The 20,459-nt window shown below is 39.4% G+C and carries 24 protein-coding genes; 11 read left to right on the forward strand and 13 right to left on the reverse strand.

Going from position 1 to position 20,459, the window contains the following annotated elements; genetic code table 11:
• Window position 1: 1 nt before the first annotated feature.
• From FIU87_RS16760 to mnhG, 3 genes are read left to right on the forward strand one after another with little or no spacing between them, the layout of a single operon-like run.
• Window positions 2–478 (forward strand): Na+/H+ antiporter subunit E, encoded by a 477-nt coding sequence (locus FIU87_RS16760; RefSeq protein ID WP_152445622.1) that lies wholly within the window; start codon window positions 2–4, stop codon window positions 476–478.
• A gap of 1 nt (window position 479) precedes the next feature.
• On the forward strand, window positions 480–776 hold the full coding sequence (locus FIU87_RS16765; RefSeq protein ID WP_152445623.1) for a Na(+)/H(+) antiporter subunit F1: 297 nt from the start codon (window positions 480–482) through the stop codon (window positions 774–776).
• Entirely contained in the window at window positions 760–1,131 is a 372-nt protein-coding gene (gene mnhG, locus FIU87_RS16770; protein ID WP_152445624.1) for a monovalent cation/H(+) antiporter subunit G, read from the forward strand. Before FIU87_RS16765 ends, mnhG begins: the two co-directional genes overlap by 17 nt.
• A 26-nt stretch (window positions 1,132–1,157) precedes the next feature.
• Here the strand turns inward: mnhG and FIU87_RS16775 are convergent, their stop codons facing one another.
• Window positions 1,158–2,321 (reverse strand): iron-containing alcohol dehydrogenase, encoded by a 1,164-nt coding sequence (locus tag FIU87_RS16775; protein ID WP_152445625.1) that lies wholly within the window; start codon window positions 2,319–2,321, stop codon window positions 1,158–1,160.
• A gap of 157 nt (window positions 2,322–2,478) precedes the next feature.
• On the opposite strand from FIU87_RS16775, the gene FIU87_RS16780 reads away from it, so the two are divergent.
• Window positions 2,479–2,712, forward strand: coding sequence for a DUF378 domain-containing protein (locus FIU87_RS16780; RefSeq protein WP_152445626.1), 234 nt, complete (start codon window positions 2,479–2,481; stop codon window positions 2,710–2,712).
• A 200-nt stretch (window positions 2,713–2,912) separates the two neighbouring features.
• Here FIU87_RS16780 and yugI read toward each other — a convergent pair whose 3' ends face one another.
• The 3 genes from yugI to FIU87_RS16795 all read right to left on the reverse strand — a co-directional run bounded on the left by yugI (window position 2,913) and on the right by FIU87_RS16795 (window position 5,242).
• Window positions 2,913–3,314 (reverse strand): S1 domain-containing post-transcriptional regulator GSP13, encoded by a 402-nt coding sequence (gene yugI, locus FIU87_RS16785; RefSeq protein ID WP_152445627.1) that lies wholly within the window; start codon window positions 3,312–3,314, stop codon window positions 2,913–2,915.
• Window positions 3,315–3,584: 270 nt separating this feature from the next.
• A complete protein-coding gene (locus tag FIU87_RS16790; RefSeq protein ID WP_152445628.1) occupies window positions 3,585–4,745 on the reverse strand; it encodes an aminotransferase in 1,161 nt (386 codons plus the stop codon).
• Window positions 4,742–5,242: an Lrp/AsnC family transcriptional regulator gene (locus FIU87_RS16795; protein WP_152445629.1), complete on the reverse strand. Its 501-nt coding sequence runs from the start codon at window positions 5,240–5,242 to the stop codon at window positions 4,742–4,744. Before FIU87_RS16795 ends, FIU87_RS16790 begins: the two co-directional genes overlap by 4 nt.
• 164 nt (window positions 5,243–5,406) lie before the next feature.
• Between FIU87_RS16795 and FIU87_RS16800 the strand changes: the two genes are divergently transcribed.
• Window positions 5,407–6,243, forward strand: a complete 837-nt coding sequence (locus FIU87_RS16800) for an alpha/beta fold hydrolase (protein WP_152445630.1) — start codon at window positions 5,407–5,409, stop codon at window positions 6,241–6,243.
• A gap of 308 nt (window positions 6,244–6,551) precedes the next feature.
• Here FIU87_RS16800 and FIU87_RS16805 read toward each other — a convergent pair whose 3' ends face one another.
• Window positions 6,552–6,815 (reverse strand): DUF1871 family protein, encoded by a 264-nt coding sequence (locus tag FIU87_RS16805; RefSeq protein WP_152445631.1) that lies wholly within the window; start codon window positions 6,813–6,815, stop codon window positions 6,552–6,554.
• Window positions 6,816–6,904: 89 nt separating this feature from the next.
• Between FIU87_RS16805 and FIU87_RS16810 the strand changes: the two genes are divergently transcribed.
• Complete coding sequence (locus tag FIU87_RS16810; protein WP_152445632.1) at window positions 6,905–8,077, forward strand: MalY/PatB family protein; 1,173 nt, start codon at window positions 6,905–6,907, stop codon at window positions 8,075–8,077.
• Window positions 8,078–8,310: 233 nt separating this feature from the next.
• Here the strand turns inward: FIU87_RS16810 and FIU87_RS16815 are convergent, their stop codons facing one another.
• From FIU87_RS16815 to FIU87_RS16830, 4 genes are all read right to left on the reverse strand, one after another.
• On the reverse strand, window positions 8,311–8,916 hold the full coding sequence (locus FIU87_RS16815) for a histidine phosphatase family protein (protein ID WP_152445633.1): 606 nt from the start codon (window positions 8,914–8,916) through the stop codon (window positions 8,311–8,313).
• A 708-nt stretch (window positions 8,917–9,624) separates the two neighbouring features.
• Complete coding sequence (locus FIU87_RS16820) at window positions 9,625–10,206, reverse strand: superoxide dismutase family protein (protein WP_152445634.1); 582 nt, start codon at window positions 10,204–10,206, stop codon at window positions 9,625–9,627.
• A gap of 305 nt (window positions 10,207–10,511) precedes the next feature.
• Window positions 10,512–10,715, reverse strand: a complete 204-nt coding sequence (locus FIU87_RS16825) for a hypothetical protein (protein ID WP_152446628.1) — start codon at window positions 10,713–10,715, stop codon at window positions 10,512–10,514.
• Window positions 10,716–10,792: 77 nt separating this feature from the next.
• On the reverse strand, window positions 10,793–11,533 hold the full coding sequence (locus FIU87_RS16830; protein WP_152445635.1) for a peptidylprolyl isomerase: 741 nt from the start codon (window positions 11,531–11,533) through the stop codon (window positions 10,793–10,795).
• 93 nt (window positions 11,534–11,626) lie between these two features.
• Here FIU87_RS16830 and FIU87_RS16835 point away from each other — a divergent pair, with 93 nt between their 5' ends.
• The gene (locus tag FIU87_RS16835) at window positions 11,627–12,007 is read left to right on the forward strand and encodes a kinase-associated lipoprotein KapB (RefSeq protein ID WP_152445636.1); all 381 of its coding nucleotides are present in this window, start codon (window positions 11,627–11,629) and stop codon (window positions 12,005–12,007) included.
• Between the two features lie 38 nt (window positions 12,008–12,045).
• Here FIU87_RS16835 and kapD read toward each other — a convergent pair whose 3' ends face one another.
• Window positions 12,046–12,660 (reverse strand): 3'-5' exonuclease KapD, encoded by a 615-nt coding sequence (gene kapD / locus FIU87_RS16840; RefSeq protein ID WP_301538635.1) that lies wholly within the window; start codon window positions 12,658–12,660, stop codon window positions 12,046–12,048.
• 186 nt (window positions 12,661–12,846) lie between these two features.
• Here kapD and FIU87_RS16845 point away from each other — a divergent pair, with 186 nt between their 5' ends.
• Together FIU87_RS16845 and FIU87_RS16850 are read left to right on the forward strand one after the other, a co-directional pair.
• Complete coding sequence (locus tag FIU87_RS16845; protein ID WP_152446630.1) at window positions 12,847–14,031, forward strand: MFS transporter; 1,185 nt, start codon at window positions 12,847–12,849, stop codon at window positions 14,029–14,031.
• A 58-nt stretch (window positions 14,032–14,089) separates the two neighbouring features.
• Window positions 14,090–14,788 (forward strand): DNA alkylation repair protein, encoded by a 699-nt coding sequence (locus tag FIU87_RS16850; RefSeq protein WP_152446631.1) that lies wholly within the window; start codon window positions 14,090–14,092, stop codon window positions 14,786–14,788.
• Between the two features lie 50 nt (window positions 14,789–14,838).
• Here FIU87_RS16850 and FIU87_RS16855 read toward each other — a convergent pair whose 3' ends face one another.
• Window positions 14,839–15,225, reverse strand: a complete 387-nt coding sequence (locus FIU87_RS16855; RefSeq protein ID WP_152445637.1) for a hotdog fold thioesterase — start codon at window positions 15,223–15,225, stop codon at window positions 14,839–14,841.
• Window positions 15,226–15,410: 185 nt separating this feature from the next.
• The gene (locus FIU87_RS16860; protein ID WP_172971087.1) at window positions 15,411–16,043 is read right to left on the reverse strand and encodes an SIMPL domain-containing protein; all 633 of its coding nucleotides are present in this window, start codon (window positions 16,041–16,043) and stop codon (window positions 15,411–15,413) included.
• A gap of 94 nt (window positions 16,044–16,137) precedes the next feature.
• On the opposite strand from FIU87_RS16860, the gene FIU87_RS16865 reads away from it, so the two are divergent.
• On the forward strand, window positions 16,138–16,980 hold the full coding sequence (locus FIU87_RS16865) for an SDR family oxidoreductase (protein WP_216647576.1): 843 nt from the start codon (window positions 16,138–16,140) through the stop codon (window positions 16,978–16,980).
• Window positions 16,981–17,040: 60 nt separating this feature from the next.
• Window positions 17,041–17,400, forward strand: a complete 360-nt coding sequence (locus tag FIU87_RS16870; RefSeq protein ID WP_152445640.1) for a YuzC family spore coat inner layer protein — start codon at window positions 17,041–17,043, stop codon at window positions 17,398–17,400.
• A 57-nt stretch (window positions 17,401–17,457) separates the two neighbouring features.
• Here the strand turns inward: FIU87_RS16870 and FIU87_RS16875 are convergent, their stop codons facing one another.
• Entirely contained in the window at window positions 17,458–20,400 is a 2,943-nt protein-coding gene (locus FIU87_RS16875; RefSeq protein WP_152445641.1) for a carbohydrate binding domain-containing protein, read from the reverse strand.
• Window positions 20,401–20,459 lie beyond the last annotated feature (59 nt).

The raw sequence follows: 20,459 nt of genomic DNA on the forward strand, positions 1-20,459 counted from the left end.
CATGGCTTTTCAAATTTTATTAAATATCATTATTTCATTTAGTTGGATGTTTTTGAAAAACGAATGGACATTTGCTGACTTTTTTGTGGGTTATTTTTGGGGACTTGTTATCATCTTCGCAATGAAAAACTTCCTGCCAGGACGCTTTTATTTTGAACGAATCATCGCTGCAGGAAAGTTGCTTTTTCTGTTCCTCAAAGAATTATTATTAGCAAATGTCCAAGTGATTCGAGACATTCTTCGACCAAGGTTAGATATTGAACCTGGAATATTCGCTATGCCTACAGAGCTTAAGAGTGAATGGGAGATAACTTTGTTATCTTTACTCATCACTCTCACACCAGGAACGCTTGTTATGGATGTTTCCGATGACAAAAAAGTGTTGTACATTCATGCGATGAATATTACAGATGCTGATCAGGCCATATCAGATATCAAAAACACCTTTGAAAAAGCAATCATGGAGGTGACTCGATAGCATGTTTTCCAGCCCTTTAGAAACATTACTAACCATCAGTTTATTTATCATTTCTGTTGCCACACTTGGTCTTGTATATCGAGTAATTAAAGGACCATCTGTTCCTGACAGAGTGATGGCTCTGGACTCTATCGGCATCAACCTAATTGCCATCACTGCCATCATGTCCATCATGCTTAACACAGATGCATTTTTAGAAGTAATCCTACTTATCGGGGTTATTGCTTTCATCGGAACGGTTGCTTTTTCCAAGTTTCTTCAAAAAGGAGAGATAATCGAGTATGACAGAGACAATTAGTATTTTCATCGGTGTTATCGTCCTCCTAGGTGCTCTTCTAAGCTTAATAACGACATTTGGATTAATACGACTCCCTGATGTTTATTGTCGCAGTCATGCTGCTTCTAAGAGCGCCACACTAGGTGTATTATTTGTCCTAGTTGCAGCGTTATTGTATTTTTGGATTAAAGATGGCTTTTTTAGCGCGAGATTAGTGCTTGGTATCATCTTTGTGTTCATCACTTCCCCAGTGGCAGGTCATTTGATATCTAGGGCAGCTTACTATACAAATGTTCCTTTATGGGACAAAACCGTTCAGGACGATTTAAAAACAAAAAATAAGCAAAAAATAGTAAAAGAAATAAAAAACAGCTAACGGTAGCTTCCGTTAGCTGTTTTTTGTTACAAGGATGCTTTTAGAATCGAGACCACATCATCATAGGAAAGGGACTTGAAGTTTCCGACATTTCCTCTAGACATCACGTGTTCTGCCATTTTATCGATGTTTTTATCATCAATATCATAATCTGCAAGGCGCTCTGGTGCTCCTAGGCTAGACCAGAATTCCCTTAGCCTGCGTATTCCTTCAAGAGCCACTTCCCTATCAGATGAGCCATTGTCTTGAACACCAAAGACTCGGACAGCAAGCTGTTTAAAACGAGCAACATTTGTATCTAGTACATGCTCCATCCAGTGTGGGAAAAGAATGGCTAGTCCACCTGCATGGGGAATATCATAGATAGCTGAAACGGCATGCTCGATTCCATGAGTCGCCCAATCCCCTCTGTATCCCATCTGAAGCATACCGTTTAAGGCAATTGTTCCATTAAACAGCACTGTTTCTCTTAATTCGTAATTTTCCATGTCCTCTAAGAGCCTTGGTGCCGCGTCCATGACCGTTGTTAACACTCCTTCACACATACGATCTTGCAGCGGTGTATTACTGGAATTGTGAAAATATTGCTCCAGAACGTGCGACATCATATCCACCATTCCGTATACAGTATGATCTCTAGGAACAGAGAATGTGTTTACTGGGTCGAGAATAGAGAATTGTGGGAATGTTACTGGGCTACCCCAGCCATACTTTTCATTCGTTTCCCAATTCGTAATAACAGAACCTGCGTTCATCTCAGAACCTGTAGCAGCCAAGGTAAGCACGGTCCCAAAAGGCAATGCTTCTGTAGCAATATGTTTTCTTAAAACAATATCCCATACATCTCCATCGTATTTCGCGCCAGCAGCAATTGCTTTCGTACAGTCGATTACACTACCGCCTCCAACTGCGAGAATGAAATCTATATCATGATTAACACAAAGCTCTATCCCTTTTCTTACTGTTGATAATCTTGGATTTGGCTCGACACCACTTAATTCTGTAACAGTAGCATCTGCTTTATGTAATTGCTCCATCACTTCATCATAAAGCCCGTTTCGTTTAATACTGCCTCCACCATATACGAGCAGAATGTTCTTTCCATATTGTGCTACCTCTTCAGAAAGTGTTGCTACCTGTCCCTTACCAAAAATTAATTTTGTAGGATTATAAAAAGTAAAGTTCTCCATTAATACATACCTCCCTTTTGGATTGATTATGTATGATTTTTTTGCTGCATGCAAAGATTTAGCTTTACCTAAAAAATATCTTGTATACGAAATGCATAAAAATGTTTTTGTTACAAATTATATGAGGGACACACTATATTCTCAAGGAGGGTATGAAATGAGCACAATTCAACGTATTGCACTTGTATTAACTATTGTTGGAGCAATTAACTGGGGACTAATCGGATTTTTCCAATTTGATCTTGTTGCAGCTATATTTGGTGGCGAAAATGCTGCCCTCTCTCGTATCATTTATGGACTAGTAGGAATTGCAGGTTTAGTCAACCTCGGTTTATTGTTTGTACCAAATGAGCAGCACGAAAGAGAAGTAGAACCACGAACTACTAGGTAGGTTACAAAGATATCTAGCTTTTAATTGCAGCTAAAGGAGTAGACTTCAGCTGAGAAAGCGACAATCTTGAGACACAGCAGTCAAAGCCAAGGAGGCTCAAGATTGTCGCCTCACTGAAAGCTTACCCTTTTTTGGAAATCAACTGCGCAATTAAAAAGTCAAAAAAAAAGCACCGCCATCACAAGCGGTGCTTTTTCCCATTACTTTTTAATCAAATCTTCTCTTTTGGACTGTTCAATCCACTCTTCTAACTTGTCTTTTAACGTGTTGAAGCCTTGTGGAGAATCATCTTGTTGTTGCTTAACAACTGTAGCTTGACGCTTTTTAGGTTTTTTTGCAACTGGAGCCTCAGCAGGAGCCTCTTGTGTCGCTTTGATGGACAAGCTGATTTTTCCAGATTTTTCATCAACAGAAAGAACCTTTACCTGTACCTCATCTCCCATTTTTAAATGTTCGTTTACATCTTTCACATATCCGTGCGTAATTTCAGAAATATGAACGAGACCTTGTGTTTCTTCATCTAGCGCAACAAACGCTCCGTATGGTTGAATTCCCGTTACCTTCCCAGTTAATACACTTCCGATTTCAAATTTATCAGACATGAAAACACTCCTAAACCGTTGATTTTTTATACACATTGAACGCAATAAAAAATTATACCACAAATGAACAACTTTATCAAAAATACTTCTTATAGACTCTCACTTCTCTATTGTTTGTGCTTTAAGGAACAACTATTCTGACTAGAATTTTTTTATAAAAAAACGTGTTTAGAAACTAAAAAAAGGGGAATACTAAAACCATCAAGGCTTTCTAGTATTCCCCCTTTTGTTTATGACCAGATCCTCTTTGGATTTGGTCCTTTTTTTGTTTTATCGAAACTGCTTAGTAAATCTCTCCATTCTCTTTATCACTTCTTGCAGTTGCTCTAAGGATGAAGCATAGGAACATCTGACATGCCCCTCGCCATTAATTCCAAATACATCCCCTGGTACGACTGCTACTTTTTCCTCTAGCAATAGTCTTTCCGCAAACTCCTGCGAACTTAAGCCTGTCTGCTTAACAGATGGAAAAGCATAAAATGCTCCCCCAGGTTGATGACACGGCAAACCGATTTCGTTTAATGAAGTGACAAAATAATTTCTTCGTCTTCTGTAGCTCTTTTTCATCATCTCCACATCTTCTCTGCCATTCTTTAACGCTTCGATTGCAGCATGCTGGGCCATAGTCGAGGCGCACATCATTGCGTACTGATGAATTTTGAGCATAGCTTGAATGATATCCCTAGGTCCTGCCACAAACCCAAGTCGCCAGCCAGTCATTGCAAATCCTTTAGAGAAACCTGAGATTAGCAATGTTCTTTCTTTCATGCCACGCAACGTCGGAAAGCTTGTGAACGCTTCATCAAACGAAAGCTCCGCATAAATTTCGTCCGATAAAACTAATAGATCATGCTCTTCCACTAATCTGCTTACTTTTATCAATTCATCTCTTGAAAGCATGGTACCTGTTGGATTGTTAGGAAAGCAAAGTAAAATCGCTTTTGTATTCGCCGTTATACTATTTTCTAAGGCTTGAAAATCTATCTTAAAGCCATTGCTTGGATCTGTTCCCACTCTAACGGCCCTTCCACCAGCAAGCTCCACAAGTGGTGCATAGGACACAAAGCTAGGTTCTAGTACAATGATTTCATCACCTGGGTCCACAATCGCACGAATTGCCAGGTCAAGAGCCTGACTAGCTCCTACTGTAACGATAAGATCTGTATCTTGCGAGTAATCTAGCTGAAATTGCTGCTGCAAGTAACGGCTGATTTCTTTTCTTAACTCAGGTAGTCCAGCATTGGCAGTATAGGATGTGTAACCGTTATGTAAAGACGCAATGCAAGCCTCTCGAATATTCCATGATGTGATAAAATCCGGCTCCCCTACCCCTAAGGAGATAACACCTTCCATGTTTGCCGCTAAATCAAAAAAGCGACGAATTCCGGAAGGCTGCAGTTGTTGTACATGGGTTGCTATTCTATTTTTCATGGTGACACCACTATGCGACGGTCATCTTCTCCCTGTTCAAAAATTGTTCCGTCGTGCTTATATTTCTTCATGATAAAATGAGTAGTGGTTGAGATAACTGAATCCAATGTCGCAAGCTTGTCAGAAACGAAATTTGCTACCTGAGAAAGGGAACGGCCTTCCACCACCACAGATAAATCATAGGCACCTGACATTAAATATACTGACTTCACCTCCGGAAACCGATAGATGTTCTTGGCAATTTCATCAAAACCGACTTCACGTTTTGGCGTCACTTTTACATCTATCATAGCAGTAACTCCTTCAAAATTATCGACCTTTCGCCAGTCAATGACCGCCCCATACTCCACAATCACACGTTGTTTTTCTAACTGTTCCAAGATTTGAGAAGTTTCTTCTTCAGAAAGCTCTACCATTTTGGAAAGCGTTTGAATATCTAACCTTCCGTTTTCTTCAATTATTTGTAAAACATCTAATTCTTTTTCTGTTAATTGCATATCGTTAACTCTCACTCCTTCAATACAAATATTGCCCCATTATAGCAGATATTTTTCAAAAAAGTATGACGAATAATTTACAAAACACATTAACAAAATTACACAGGTTTGAAAAGTGCAGGAGAGGATAAAATACCTATAAAATATCGGAGGAGGTAGGTTAGATGATTTCGAATCAGTATACTATCAAAATTTCAGGCATTAATATATTTTACGAATTTCATCATCAGCCTAATTCGCCGATTGAGAGTAAGCCCACACTAGTTCTTATTCATGGTTTTCTATCCTCTTCTTTTAGTTTTCGGAGATTAATTCCTTTGTTAACAAAGGAGTATACTGTCTTGGCGGTGGACCTTCCGCCGTTTGGAAAAAGTGAAAAATCTAAGTCCTTTGTTTACTCCTATGAAAACCTTGCGAGGGTAGTTCTTGAGTTGTTAGCAAAGTTATCGATTGAAAAAACGGTACTAATCGGGCATTCAATGGGCGGACAAATTTGTTTAAACATGAGCAAGCAAAAGCCTGAAGTCGTTGATAAAGTTGTATTGTTATGCAGTTCTGGCTACTTGAAAAGATTAAATAGACCGCTCATATTCAGCTCAAGGATTCCTTATTTCTATTTGTATTTAAAGTTTTGGCTCGTAAGACAAGGACCCATTAAAAATTTGTTAAATGTTGTTTACGACCATAATTTGATTGATGATGAAATGATTGCAGGGTATACAGAGCCTTTTTATGACGACCAAATATTTCACGCATTGACTCGAATGATAAGAGATCGTGAGGGAGATTTAGCATCAGAAATACTGAAGAAAATTGAAACACCTAGCCTTCTAATTTGGGGCGAAGAGGATAAGGTGGTACCAGTGGAAATCGGACGACGCTTGCATGGTGATTTACCTAATTCTCAATTAATCACCTATAAGAATACCGGTCATTTGCTTCCAGAAGAGAAACCAGAGCATGTGCATGAGAATATCATGAAATTTTTGACGACTTCTTGAGCGGGACAAAGTGTTTTGGAGAGGATAAAGGAGGTTTCTCGTGGGAGGTAGGTCGACATTCGGATTATTGATCCAACTTTCGGTTTTTTTGTCCAACTTTTCATTTTTTTGTCCAACTTTTCAATATTTGAGCGACTTTTCTAATAATTAAGCCACTTTTTCGTTTTTTTGTCCATTTGAAGCAATATAAAGGCCATTCGACACAAAACGACAATTTCCACAAAGCCCTTTTTTGCTTGACCGGCATCACCTTAACCTGAAATAAAAATCAAAAAAACCGGCCTCCCACCAAGAGACCGGTTTTCACTTTAAAGTGAACACGAAGAATCTTCATTTTTTAAAGCGAGCAATTCCAACGCTTTTTTCTTACAAGCAGTTAACGGAATAAATTCCTCAAAGGAAAATTCATATATTTGTTGAATCCTTTTTGCAAGACTATTTATATCATCAAGCTCATGGACAGCCTGAACAACATCCACACATTCCGTCTCATATGCATCCACCCCGTAACCTAAGGGGTCCCATTGAAGGAGGTTTTCCATCAGCCTGACATTAAGACTCGGCTTTTCCATTTCGTATCACCTGACTTTCTTGTTCTGGCTATATTATACAATGTATTTACTATAATGTTTAGAAAAACACCATTCTGGGAGGTAAAAGAATGCTGAAATATGATTTTGATAAATATTTTGAAAGACAAAACACCTCAAGCGTCAAATGGGATGAGCGAAAAAGGATTTTTGGAACAGATGATGTCTTGCCGATGTGGGTAGCGGATATGGACTTTCAAGCGCCACCAGAAGTGATAGAAGCCATTCAAACAAAAGCAGAACATGGAATTTACGGGTATACCTCTATTCCATCCTCAACTGCACATGCCATTATCTCTTGGTACCAAAGAAGGCATAATTGGCACCTAGAGGAAGATTGGTTTACATACATTTCCGGAGTCGTCCCCGCTCTCAGTGCATGTATCCAGACTTTTTCTAAGCCAGGAGACAAGGTGATGGTGTTTGCACCCGTATACTATCCTTTTTATGACATGATACAGCTAAATGACCGAGAGCTAGTCATTTGCCCCCTTATAGAAAATAATGGCCGCATGGAAATGTGTATGGAGGAAGTGGAGAGACAGTTAAAAAAGGATGTCCGTTTATTATTGGTATGCAATCCACATAATCCAGGTGGCACCGTTTGGAAAAAGGACGAATTAACCGAGCTTGCAGCATTATGTGTGAAGCACGAAGTACTTGTCGTTAGTGATGAAATACACGGGGATTTAACATTTCCCCCTTACCAATACACGCCATTCGCATCTATCTCAAAAGAAACTGCACAAAGGACGATCACCTTAACTGCACCAACGAAAACTTTTAATATCGCAGGAATACAGGCTTCAGTCATAATCACAGAAAATAAAGCATTTAAAGAAAAACTCGAGAACTTCATGAAAAAACAAGGACTCTTTACTTTAAACGTTTTTGGCATCACGGCCATGGAAGCTGCGTATATGCATGGGGAAGCATGGCTTGAGGGACTTTTACAGTATTTAAAAGATAATCTAGAAACTGCCGTACACTTTATCAACTCCTCTATTCCTAATGTTAAAGCAGAAATGCCAGAAGGAACCTATCTCTTATGGATTGATTGTAGAGGACTAGAGATACCCGATGCGGAGTTGCATCGGATTCTATTAAAGAAGGGAAAACTAGCACTTGAGCCTGGCACGAAATTTGGTCGTGGCGGGGAAGGTTTTTTAAGGATGAATGTCGCATGTTCTAGAGGAGTATTATTGGATGGATTAAACAGGCTTCAAACTGCATTAGATCAATAAAGGCTGTTTTCGCAAGCTTTGTTGCTATTGCGTATAGTTAAGACACCCGTAATCACCGTTGCTGTCGTACTCTTTTCGTGAAGGTAGAAATAAATATGTGGCAATTTTACTTTACTTCATGAATGGAAAAAGTCCTAGAGCCGACTTTTTCTTAAGTTTTTAGCAACAGTCTTTTAGAAAAGAGGCTTAGTAAAAAAATAAAAGGCACGCTGTTCATTAGCAGCATGCCTTTTTTATATTGCATGGAGATGCTCTGTACAATTTAAAGAGACGATTCTTATTCCTTCATCATTTTTTCTTAATGTATGTACACCTGTATCTCCTGTGGAAAAGTGGACATTAGTATGAACGGGCAGCTGAAGAATAGCGCTGAGTAATTTGGAAATTGTTCCGCCATGAGATACAATGGCTATTCGAACAACCGCTGAGCTTTCTGTCAAGATTTTGCTTAATGCCATCTCTGTGCGCATTCTAAATTCAATCTCAGATTCTCCATTTTGAATTTTTTCATGAGGCTTTCTTCCACCAGGTGGCAACGGATACTTAGTAGCAGCCACTTCTCTTGGCAAGCCAGCTAATACACCATTGTTGTATTCCATTAAACTTGGTTCTTGTAATAGCATGCAACCAATTTCATCTGCGAGAATCTCTGCTGTTTCACTTGCACGTTTTAAGGTGCTTGACCAAATGATATCAGGAGGACTAATCTGATTTAGCTTACATGCTAACTTCTTTGCCTGCTCTCTGCCAAGGTCTGTTAATGGAAAATCCGCCCTGCCCTCATGGACATTAAGAAGGTCCGCTTCTGATTGACCATGTCGAATGATAAGTATTTCCAAAGATGAAACCCCCTTTTTCTATAAATTTAAAATTATCTTAAAATGGTGAAGTATGTCAATACTATTACGAATATTTCTTTTATAATACAAAAAAATAGTAGAACACCGCTGGTGATTTTAGCAAAAAGCCTCCATCACCAGCTGGAAACTTTTGATAATTGATATTCACCTACCCATGATTACAACGAAAGAAATCCGGATTTTTGGTGGGCGGGAATTCAAGCCATCCTTAGATGGAGCAATTTTTGCTTTTCGCGACAACTTCTATGGTTGGCAAACCCAAGTTATCGCGATTCTGGAGGTTTTTCGAGGTAAATAGCTGTTTTGGAGGGTGGATTGGCGGCGATTTGAGGTTGTATAGGTTACCGTGGCGGGATGATTGCATCACTTCTGGAGGTTATTGCATACTTTTTACCATTATTGCATCACTTTTCGCGTTTATTGCATCACTTCTACTCTTAGCACCAAACCGTGCTGCTCAAGCTACCCATTCACCTAAGTTTAGAGGCGGCCCTGCCTTCAAAACAGTAAGCCAGCAGTTTTCAGCAGCACAAAAAAATCGGTCAAGGTGTAATCCCCTTGACCGTTATACTTCCAATGAATATTGATCATTTAAAAGGGGAGCCTGTATCTTGACAGCTCCCCTGTCATAACATCATTACCGATTGCTCGATCGTTGCACTTTAACAAAGGCTGTTTCTTTCGTGCTTATTCTTTTTCTTCTTCATCCACTGGTTCTTCGACTGCTTTTCCTTCTTTTGCAACCTTCTCTGTAATCGCTCCGCACGCAATTCTTTCTCCCGAATCCCCTGTAGGCTGTGTCATTCCATCATCAAGATTTTCCGTAATGATGAGTGCCGTACCATCTTTTCCAAACAAAGAGGTTTTTCCATCCTTTAAGGTAGCAGCGGGAGCAATTAATTCTGCTACAACTGTACCGTCATCCTCAACAATGATATTAGGTAAATCTCCTACATGGGAACCTTCTGGGTGCATTAGACCATGCTCTTTATCATCTGGATTAAAATGATTTCCTGCAGTTTTATAATCGGGTGGATCACATAAGCCTTTTTCATGAATGTGCACACCATGTTCTCCTGGAGGCAATCCTTCTAAGTTTAGTTTTATTTTTACTCCTTTTGGATCTTCTGATACTTTTGCCACTCCTAAGCTATCGCCATCAGGATTAAATATTTCAACATCGAGAGAGGTAATCTCTTTCTCCATACAGCCCGTCAAATAAAAAGAACACAAGAACCCTATCACAACCAACTTTCTACTAAAATGCATATGTATGAACTCCTCCATCCGTTTAGGCTGTTTTCGTAAACATTGTTGCTCCTGCGTATTGTTAAGACACGAGTAATAACGCTGCTGTCGTGCTCTTTTCGGTGGAAGAAAATTTACACATGTGGCAATTTTTCTTCGTATAAAGATTGGAAAAAGTCTTAAAGCCGCCTTTTTCCATGTATATAACAACATTCTTTTAGAAAAGAGCCTTTGTTTAAAGCTTTTCCTAAAAACGGATGGATTATGACTTTGAGCATAAACAAAAAAGCCTATCCACCCTAGGGCAGATAAGCTTCCTAATTCATTTAATCTTTAATTACCTTGTCTTTACGTAATTGCTTTTCTAGTTCTTCCGCTTTTTGTTTCTCTCTTTTTGACGCTTTCAAAATGAGTTGAAACACAATAATAGCGGCAATGGTAAAAATAACAAATGTAATTCCTGCTGGGATATATTCGGTCTTATCCTCTGGAAAGTATAAGAACAATTGAAATAAAAATGGTACAGGCATCGTTTTGTACACGACCTTTCAGAAGGGATGAACCTATACATTATACCAAAAACAAGGCCCTTCAACCAAGCTTGACCTTATTTTACCACAGTCATCTTTTCAATAACTACGTCCTCAACAGGCTTATCTGCTGATCCTTTTTTTACTTGTGCGATTTCATCCACAATGTCCATGCCTTCCACAACCTGGCCAAAAACAGTGTGTCTAAAATCTAAATGTGGTGTACCACCGTGTTCTTTATATAAATCAATTACTTCTGTTGGGTATTTTGCTTCAATCATGGAGTCCAAGATGTCTTCTGACACTTCTGAAGCATGGACAATAAAGAATTGGCTGCCATTGGTGTTTGGTCCAGAGTTTGCCATAGAAAGAGCGCCTTTAAAATGCAGCATGTTACGATCAAATTCATCTTCAAATGGCTCACCCCAAATGCTCTCGCCACCCGTTCCGTCTCCCTTTGGATCTCCGCCTTGAATCATGAAATCCTGAATAACACGATGAAATATTAGGCCGTCATAATAACCGTTCTCCGCGTGAGTGATAAAGTTTTCCACCGCTTTTGGTGCAGCGTCAGGATATAAATTGACGACAATTTTTCCTTTTGTGGTTTCGATTTCGACTGTACGAATGGTTTCACTTGTGTTGGTGAATTGCTGGAATTCCCCCACATCCTCAGGAGTTTCTTGTTCAGGTTGTTCTGCTTGTCCACTATTTCCTTGCCCGTTGTTTGAACTGTTTGCCTTTTCATTGTTTGTACTTGTTCCACAACCTGCTAAAATAAAGAATAATGCCATCATTAATACAATTAGCTTCTTCACATGCTTCACTCTCCACTAAATTTTTTCTATATAGAAGATATTACTAAATAATCTGAGAAAAAGCATCTTTAAGAAGCAGAAAGGGGACTATAGATGGAGGAAATAGAGGTTGGTTCCAAGGTAACAGGAATTTATAAAACAGGAAAATATATTGGTGAAGTGACAGAAATTAAACCAATGCATTATTTGGTGAAGGTAAAAGCCGTCGCTAAACATCCACAGCAAGGAGACCTTCATGCGCCAAAAGAAGTGGACGTGCCACTTTTCCATGAAAGACGCGCGTTAAGCTATCACGAACAAACAAATATCCCTAAAAATATGGTAAGACTGTATGAAGGGGAAATTCCTGAATATAAGGAATCGCTGAAATTAGCTGTGCATAACGCAGTGCAAGCATTACAGAACGAAGATAATCTGTGGTCAAAAAAAAGCCTAGCTAATTTTGAGGTTTTAAAGAAGGACTATCGATTCTAAGTATTAAAGCCAAATCTCCTACATGGGGATTTGGCTTTTTATAAGGCAAATTTATTAAGAATTTTGGATAAATCAATACGATCTCCAATGGTGGTAGGTTCGTGCTTGGCTAAATACCTTTTGTCTTTTTCGACTAAACGAAAAAGATTATAGGTAGTCAACGCATCATCTAATGCCCTGTGGTGTTTTCCTGTTCCTTCCTTTCCATATTCCTGAACAGCTTTCCATAGGCCTGTTTGGTTTTGATCCCCAAAAAAACGCTTATACTCCATGGAAAGGTCAATATACTTAAAGGGCACAGGATAAGGTATTCCATGATACTCACAATTGTTTTTAAGCACCCTCAAATCCATGTTCCCCCATGTCACAACCGTACATTTATCCAGAACATGATAGCCATTAATGATTTGTACGAGCTCTTCAAAGCTTGCACCCGTCTCTACGTTTTTCTGACTGATATTTAGAAACGACTTGCAGCGTTTCGTAAGCGTAGGAAACGCTTTAGGGCGAATATAAGAGGAAAATTGTTCGAGAATTTTATCTTTTTCTACCACAACAATTCCAGCTTCAATGATTTCCGGGAAAAAATTTTTTGGTGTATGTCTGTTTTCAGGCATAGTAAATTCAAAATCGATGAAAAGATGCAGAGGCAATCCGTAAACCTCCTTTCTAATTTTTCAGAATTTTACCATTTTACTATAGTACATTAAGAAAAAATAAGCCAGTATTGTTGATTTTTTTGCTAGATACGTTATTATTTAGTTAGACGAAATATTTTGTAACCGAAATACTTAAAGAAGGTGACGATCATTTCAACAACAGCACGAAACTTGTTCATCATGTGGATTGCAAATTTTTTCGTTGCTGCAAGTGCTACGATGATACTCCCTTTCTTATCTTTATTCATCGAAACCTTTGGGAATTACTCTGATTCCTATGTACAACGCTGGTCAGGTTTTATTTTCGGCATTACCTTTCTCACTGCGTTTTTTGTTTCACCGATTTGGGGAAGAATTGGGGATAAGTATGGGTATAAACCGATACTGCTTCTTACAGGCACTGGCATCGCAACAAGCATCCTAATGATGAGTGTAGTTAGTTCCGTTCATGAACTTTTTGTTTTACGATTGATTATGGGGCTTGCCACAGGTTTTATTCCTACCTCTATGGCACTAATTGCATCTCAGACGCCAAAAGAAATAGCAGGAAAAACACTAGGAACCTTACAAACTGGAACAGTATCCGGGGGATTACTAGGACCATTAGTAGGTGGAATACTCGCTGATTCCTTTGGTTTTGCCTACACATTTTTCCTAACAGCAGCCTTGATTTATGGAGCTGTTATTCTGGTGGCCTTTGGCATTAAAGAAAAGAAAAAAACAGCAAGTGACAACAAGGAAAAACAATACACAAGAAAAGAAGTTCTTTCCTACATCTTTAGACAGCCATTATTATTGAAATTAATGGTTCTCTCCACGCTCATTCAAGCTGGCAATTTTAGCATTCAGCCTTTACTGGCCTTATATGTGACAGATTTAACAAGCGGTGCCGCCAACCTTGCTTTGCTAGCAGGCTTTGCTTTTTCTGCCACAGGCTTTGGGAATCTTCTTGCATCAAGAAATTGGGGAAAACTTGGGGATAACATTGGCCATGACAAAGTAATTGTGATCCTTATGCTTTCGAGTTCGCTGCTATTTATCCCGCAAGCACTAGCAACTTCTTTATGGCAGCTTGTTCTTTTCCGATTTTTGTTTGGAATGGTCGTAGGGGGACTGATTCCTTGTATGACAGCTTATATCAGGAATGTTGCTCCATTATCCATGCAAGGAGAGGTACTCGGATATAATGTTAGCTTTCGATTTTTAGGAAATGTACTTGGACCTGCAATGGGTGGGATCATTTCAGGATTTTACGGGATATCCTCTGTTTTCTATATCACAAGCTTTATTTTCCTAGGTTCTGGCTTGATGTTACTATATAGCATTCTTCACCAAGAAGGAATCAAAAAAACAGTAGAATCCTAGTTTTCGCCCTCCTTATTTTCCTGTAAACTATAGGAAATAAGGAGGGTTTTCTTTGTTGATGAAAAATGCTGAAAGCTATGGACAAACAATCATAGAAACATTAAGAGCAAATGCTCAAGAAGAAAACAGACAGCCTATGGAAAACTACATGCGAAATCACTTTCCTTTTTTGGGGATAAAATCACCTGAGCGAAAGGAACTTTGGAAAGAATTTTTCCGTATTAATGGAAAACCAGAGCTTGAATGGTTAGAGGCTCTGGCCTATTTTTTGTACGCTCAGCCTGAAAGAGAATTTCACTATGCAGCACTTTCCATGATAGATGTTCACAAGAAATCATTAACGATACAACATCTTCCCTTTTTAGAAAAATTAATAACCTCCAATTCCTGGTGGGACACGATCGACCATTTGGCCCCACATCACGTAGGAACCATCCTGTTAAAAGATAAGAAAGCAGTGGGGAGCTTTCCCGATAACTGGATTAACAGTCCAAACTTCTGGTTACAACGCTCCGCCATTTTGTATCAGTTAAAATATAAGAAAATGACAGATGAGGAAAAGTTGTTTTTCTATATTTCATCTACCAAGAATTCCAAAGAGTTTTTTGTCCAAAAAGCTATCGGATGGGCCTTGAGGGAATATTCTAAAACATCTCCTAAAGTTGTCATGGACTTTATTCAAAAAACAGATTTAGCACCCCTAAGCCGTCGAGAAGGGGTTAAGCACATGGAAAGACAGGGTTTAAAGGTAACCTAACATAAACAAAGAGGGAATAGCTGCCTGGCTATTCCCTCTTTGTTACCATCCTATTTCTTTTTCTGCAGTATTGCCATTGTGCATCTTGAAATACAAATTAAGGCTTCCTTTTCATCTACAATTTTAATTTCCCATACCATGGTTGTTTTTCCTCTGTGAAGAGGTGTCCCTATGGCCGTTACAGTTCCGTCTTTTTTCGCCTTTAAATGATTGGCGTTGATTTCTAACCCTACACAAATTTCGTTTTCTTGATCAATGAGGTGAAAGGTACCAATACTTGCAATCGTTTCTGCTAAAACCACGGACGCTCCCCCATGAAGCAAACCAAAAGGCTGGTGTGTGCGCTTATCTACTGGCATCGTAGCTACTGCTCTTTCTTCAGATAATTCAATTAATTCAATTCCTAAAAGGTCTATTAGTGTATCTTTAAGCTCCACTCCAAATTCCTCCTATTTTCTTTTCTTCTTTAATAATACTATGGAAAACATGAAATACACAGAGAATAATACAAATATTGGCCATAAGGCAGACCATTCCATACATTTTCCTCCTTTGGGTAAAAAAATAGACCAGTCTACTCGTCAGTAGACGAACAGCGCGGTCATTGATTATTTAGAACATTTTAATAAACATATTCTAAATTCACAGTGGCGGTAATGGTGATTAACTGAGGCTCAATTGGGGTAGCGGCTTTTTCTTGAACAGCAAAAGCTGCATATCTTGGACCTGGGAAGGAAGGCTGTTGCACTTCTTCGACTTTGATCGGAATGGGAACTAAACCAACTCGTAATGTTGCGGCGATGGCTTGAGCCTTTAAGTACCCATCAATAACGGCTTGTTGAAGAACCCCTCTATACACCTCGGCGTAATTGGAAACCTCAAAGGACACACCTTCTGAAACATTTGCTCCATTTTCAAAAGCAATATCAATCACTTCTCCTGTTTTTGTAATATCTTTAACCGTTATTCGAAACATATGACGCACTTCGTATGCCGAAAGCACAGAGCTTCCTGAAGAAGTAGTTTCGTAACGTGGAAATGATGAGTAGGAGGACGTTTCGATATCGTCTTGAGAGATACCATATCGCAACAGTGCTTGTATCATTTTATTAGAAATTTTTCTGTTTTCTTCTTGAGCAATCTGTGCATTCGCGTTTGAGGTAACTACCCCTATTTGAAGATATGCAATGTCTGGTTGGACTTCTTTTTTTGCTGTCCCTTGGACAAGTATTTTACGAGGAAGAATATCAGCCACCTCCCATATTCTTTTTTATAGTTTATGTGAGTGATAGCTTACTTATACGTTATACTAATAGAACATAATGATGAGAGAAATGGAGTTTAAGCCTATGAAAAAGAAAACCGTTATTATTACTGGTGCTTCAGGAGGTTTCGGAAAAGTATTCACAAAAATGTTCCTTCAAGCGGGCTATCATGTCATTGCTACCATAAGGGATACGGCTAAGAAAAACCTAGTATTGAGCGGAATAACAACAGAAGAAAGCCAACACCTTTCTATTCAGATGTTAGATGTAACGGATAGGACTTCTGTTCAACAGTTCGAAAAGTTTGTCCAGTCACTCGATTCAGTTGATGTTTTGATTAATAATGCCGGATTTGCAGTAGCAGGGTTTGCAGAGGAATTAACAGATGGTGAATACCTGCTACAATTTGAAACCAATCTATTTGGGGTTACCAGAATAACAAATATCGTTCTGCCCATAATGAGAAGGCAACAACAGGGAAGAATCATTAATATAAGTTCTATCAGTGGGTTAGTAGGCTTCCCTGGATTATCCCCTTACGTAGCATCAAAGCATGCTCTAGAGGGCTATAGTGAAAGCTTAAGGCTAGAATTAAAGCCGTTTGGCATTGATGTTGTCTTAGTAGAACCAGGTTCCTTTCAAACGAATATATGGTCAAGTGGGACGCATATGTCACCAAGGGCAGGCCAGCAGCAGTCACCATACTATCAAACATTTCAACAACTAAACCTAAGAATTCAAAAAGACAGCAAAAATTATGGGAACCCAGAAGAGGTAGGAAAACTTGTTCTCAACATTGCACGCTCAAAAAACACACCTGCTTTACGTTACACAATTGGAAAAGGAGTAAAGCTTACTTTATTCTTAAAGCATCTCCTCCCTTGGAAGCTCTGGGAGAAGCTCGTATTAAAGCAACTTTCTAAATGACAACTTTCCCCCCCTCCTTACCATGCATACATTATGTAATAGCTAGAACGGAGGGCAATTATGTATTATTACTACATCAATCCTTACCACTATAGAATGTACCATGCATACTGGTATGCTCGTACCTATCCTCAAGTGGATCCTACCACTTTCTCAGAATCGGCCACTTCGATGGAACAGCTGATGAAAGAGGCAAGCATCATTCTTCATAGATTATCAGAATCCAAAGGCTTTGCAGCAGAAGTAATGACAGCTGCGCAACAGGGGCAAAAAGAAAAAGTGGAACAGCTTATAAAATCCACTGGTATCCATGCCGGGGTGAAGGTAGATTATACGCCTGATGGACTTAGCCTTCACATGTCATCAGAGGTTAGCGGCCAAGAATGCTGCCACCTTACCATTACATTAAGATGGGGATAGATAAAATATAAGAAGAGAGGCAGCTAAAATGCTGCCTCTCCTAGTACCGAGTGTTTTCTATTCATCTGTTCCTTCCAGCGCGTTCAGAAAATCCCTTGCACCTTTTGCTTCTAGTTTCACATGTTTAAAGTCAATTTTTTGTTTCTTAGATGGAACTCCTTCCATATTTCCTAGCAGAAACTTTAATCCTAGCAAGCTTCCTTCTGACTGCAGCCATTCAAACTGATAGATTTCAGGTTTTGGACCAATTCTCACCACATCTTCAAAGTATCTGTGATAGTATGGTAGTCCATTGTCTAGAACCACCTCTATATTTCTTCGATGATTGGACCTTGCTTTAAACTCCAGCTCATACGTTCTTCCACCAGCAAGCTTTAGGTTTTCTTGGAAAAACATGATGTCCCAAGGATTTACCCCCGAATCCTTCACACTCACCGTAACATGATTTCCTTTTGCTTTCACTTTCCCTTTGGATGTACCATCATAATCTCCTTGTACATGAAGGTTCCAGTTTTCCAGTTTTGAAGAAAAATCGCCATTTTTAAGAGGAAATAGCTTGTCCCTTTCTCCCGATATCTCCACTTTTACATTATCAATGAACACCTTGTGTTCTTCATTTGTTATGTCGTTACCTGCAACGTTTCCGAGCAGATATTTAAGACCCAGTTGTTTATCATTATCTAATGTTACCTCAAAGGTGTGTGTCATTGGCTCAGTTGTGAGAGAAATCAACTCTGACAATGAGCGATTATACGAACTGTCCTCTAATACTACTTCGATATTTCTATCTAGACTAGAAAAAGCATCAAAGGAAACAAGGTATGTGGTTCCACCCTTCATCTTCAGGCCTTCCTGCATGAAGATGACATCCCAAGGGTTCCACCCAACATTCTTAATGGTTGCGACAGCTCTATCCTCGCTAGTTTCAAATGAAGCAGCAGACGGACCATCATACAACCCTTGAACATGGTTATTCCAGTGCTCAAGACCGAAATTAAATTTTCCATTTTGTAATGGGAATATATCTTCAAACGTCAAGACATCGGCATCTAATACCTTCGAAAACATAGATACATTATCCAATGTTATTAAACCTGCATTTCCACCTAATAAAAATACAAGTTGGGCCTCTGAATCCTCTACAGCTTCTGTTTGATAAGTAAATGTTTTGTTTTCTCCCGTTTCAGAAAGAGGAATTGTCTTCCAGCCTGAGTAGTTTATACTAGCATCTTTACTTACAACTGCAACCTGTATGTCCCTGTCTTCGATTGCACTTCCATCAAAGGAAAGTGTATACTCATGGTTGCTTTTAATGGAGATACCTTTTTGGACAAGTTTTACAGATTCAGGTGCTCCGTTTTCTTTTACTTCCGCGGTTAGTGCTCTTGTATCTTCCGCAACGTATGCTTGTGCATCCGCTCCATTTAGGATAAAATTCCAATATGTCATCCGATCCATTCGACCCTGGTCAAAGGTACCATTATAAATATGGTTGCCATTACGTAGCGGTGGCTTCGCTGCGTCTTCGTTGTATGGATCGATGGCATCTATTTCTTCCACCTTCACATTTCCAATCCAAACAGTACTTGCATTTAACCCCATATTAAATTCCAATCGAGCCTTCGCATCTGATTCCGCTTGCATTTGATACGTATATTCATAGCTTTGTCGTTCAGGTGTTAGTGCTACTTCAAAGTTAGGGGAATAGAGCGACCAACCCCGTGCTTCTCCGCCGCTTACTTTGAGATTCATGTTTCTGTTAGAAGCAGCTTTTGCATCAAAGCTAATTTTGTATGTTCGACCTATTCCAGATGGTACATGTTGGATGAGTTGAATGGAATGCGGTTGTGAACCCGCTTGGCCAATATCCACCTTTGCAAATCCATCTTCTACTGAAGCACTTCCATTTCCTCCGAACTGATTTAAATGAACGAAATTCCATTCATCTTCACTGAATGTTTCTGTACCATCCTTTATTTCCACAAAACCATTTTCAAAAGCAGTATCATAAATGTAATTACCATTTATAGGGGCCTTGGATCCTTCGGGTAACTCCTCTTTTTCAAAAACCGGCTCCACAGGCTCACGATATTGCTCTTCGTCCAATTGATACACTTTTACATAGTCCACTTCCATTTGACCAGGGAATTCAGTGGAATCATCTGGACCTCCACCATACCAGCCTCCAATTGCTAGGTTAAGGATGAGATAAAACTCCTGATCAAAAGGTGCGGGGTAAGCATATTTCGTAGCATTTTCTGTATTAAAACTTGTCCAGTTATTCAACGTTTGAAACAGTTCTCCATTTACATACCATCTGATTTCACCCGGCTCCCACTCTACAGAGTAAACATTAAACTGTGTGATGTCTGAGCCTTCACCAAAATGATAGTCCTTTGCAGTATACGTATTATTAGGCCATTGGCTTCCATAATGAATGGCGCCGCCTACCTTGTTCACGTCTTCCCCAGCTGCCTCCATGATATCAATCTCACCAGATGCAGCCCAGCCACCATACTTGTCCTCCTCTGGCATCATCCAAAAAGCTGGCCAATATCCTTGTCCGGCTGGCAGTTTTATTTTCGCTTCAAATTTTCCGTACTTTTGGTTGAATTTCCCTTTTGTATGAACTTTTCCTGAAGTGTAATCATAGGTTCCATACTGATCTGAAGCAGTTTCATTTTTTCCAGTTAGGATAAGGTTTCCACCCTCCACTTTCACGTTCTCTTCTTGGTAATACTGAAGCTCTTCATTTCCCCATCCCGGTACATAATTGCCATCTGGTTGCACAAAACCATTTCCAGTATCATGGGACCATTTGGATTGATCCAATTCTGATCCTTCAAAATGGTCTTCCCATACTAACTGCCAATCCTTTTCTCCATCTGCCATTGGTTGATTGCCCTCGCTTTTCTCTACAGCATCATTGGAATATGCCGGAGAGTACCCCGTTGTTAACAAGCATGTTGCCAACATGACCGTGAATCCTTTTTTTAACACATTTCTTCCTCCTTCACCCATTTTAATTACTTTCCTTCACTCCTCATCATCACCCCCCT

This window comes from Bacillus sp. THAF10 (genome assembly GCF_009363695.1).
GTDB lineage: Bacteria > Bacillota > Bacilli > Bacillales > Bacillaceae_I > Sutcliffiella_A.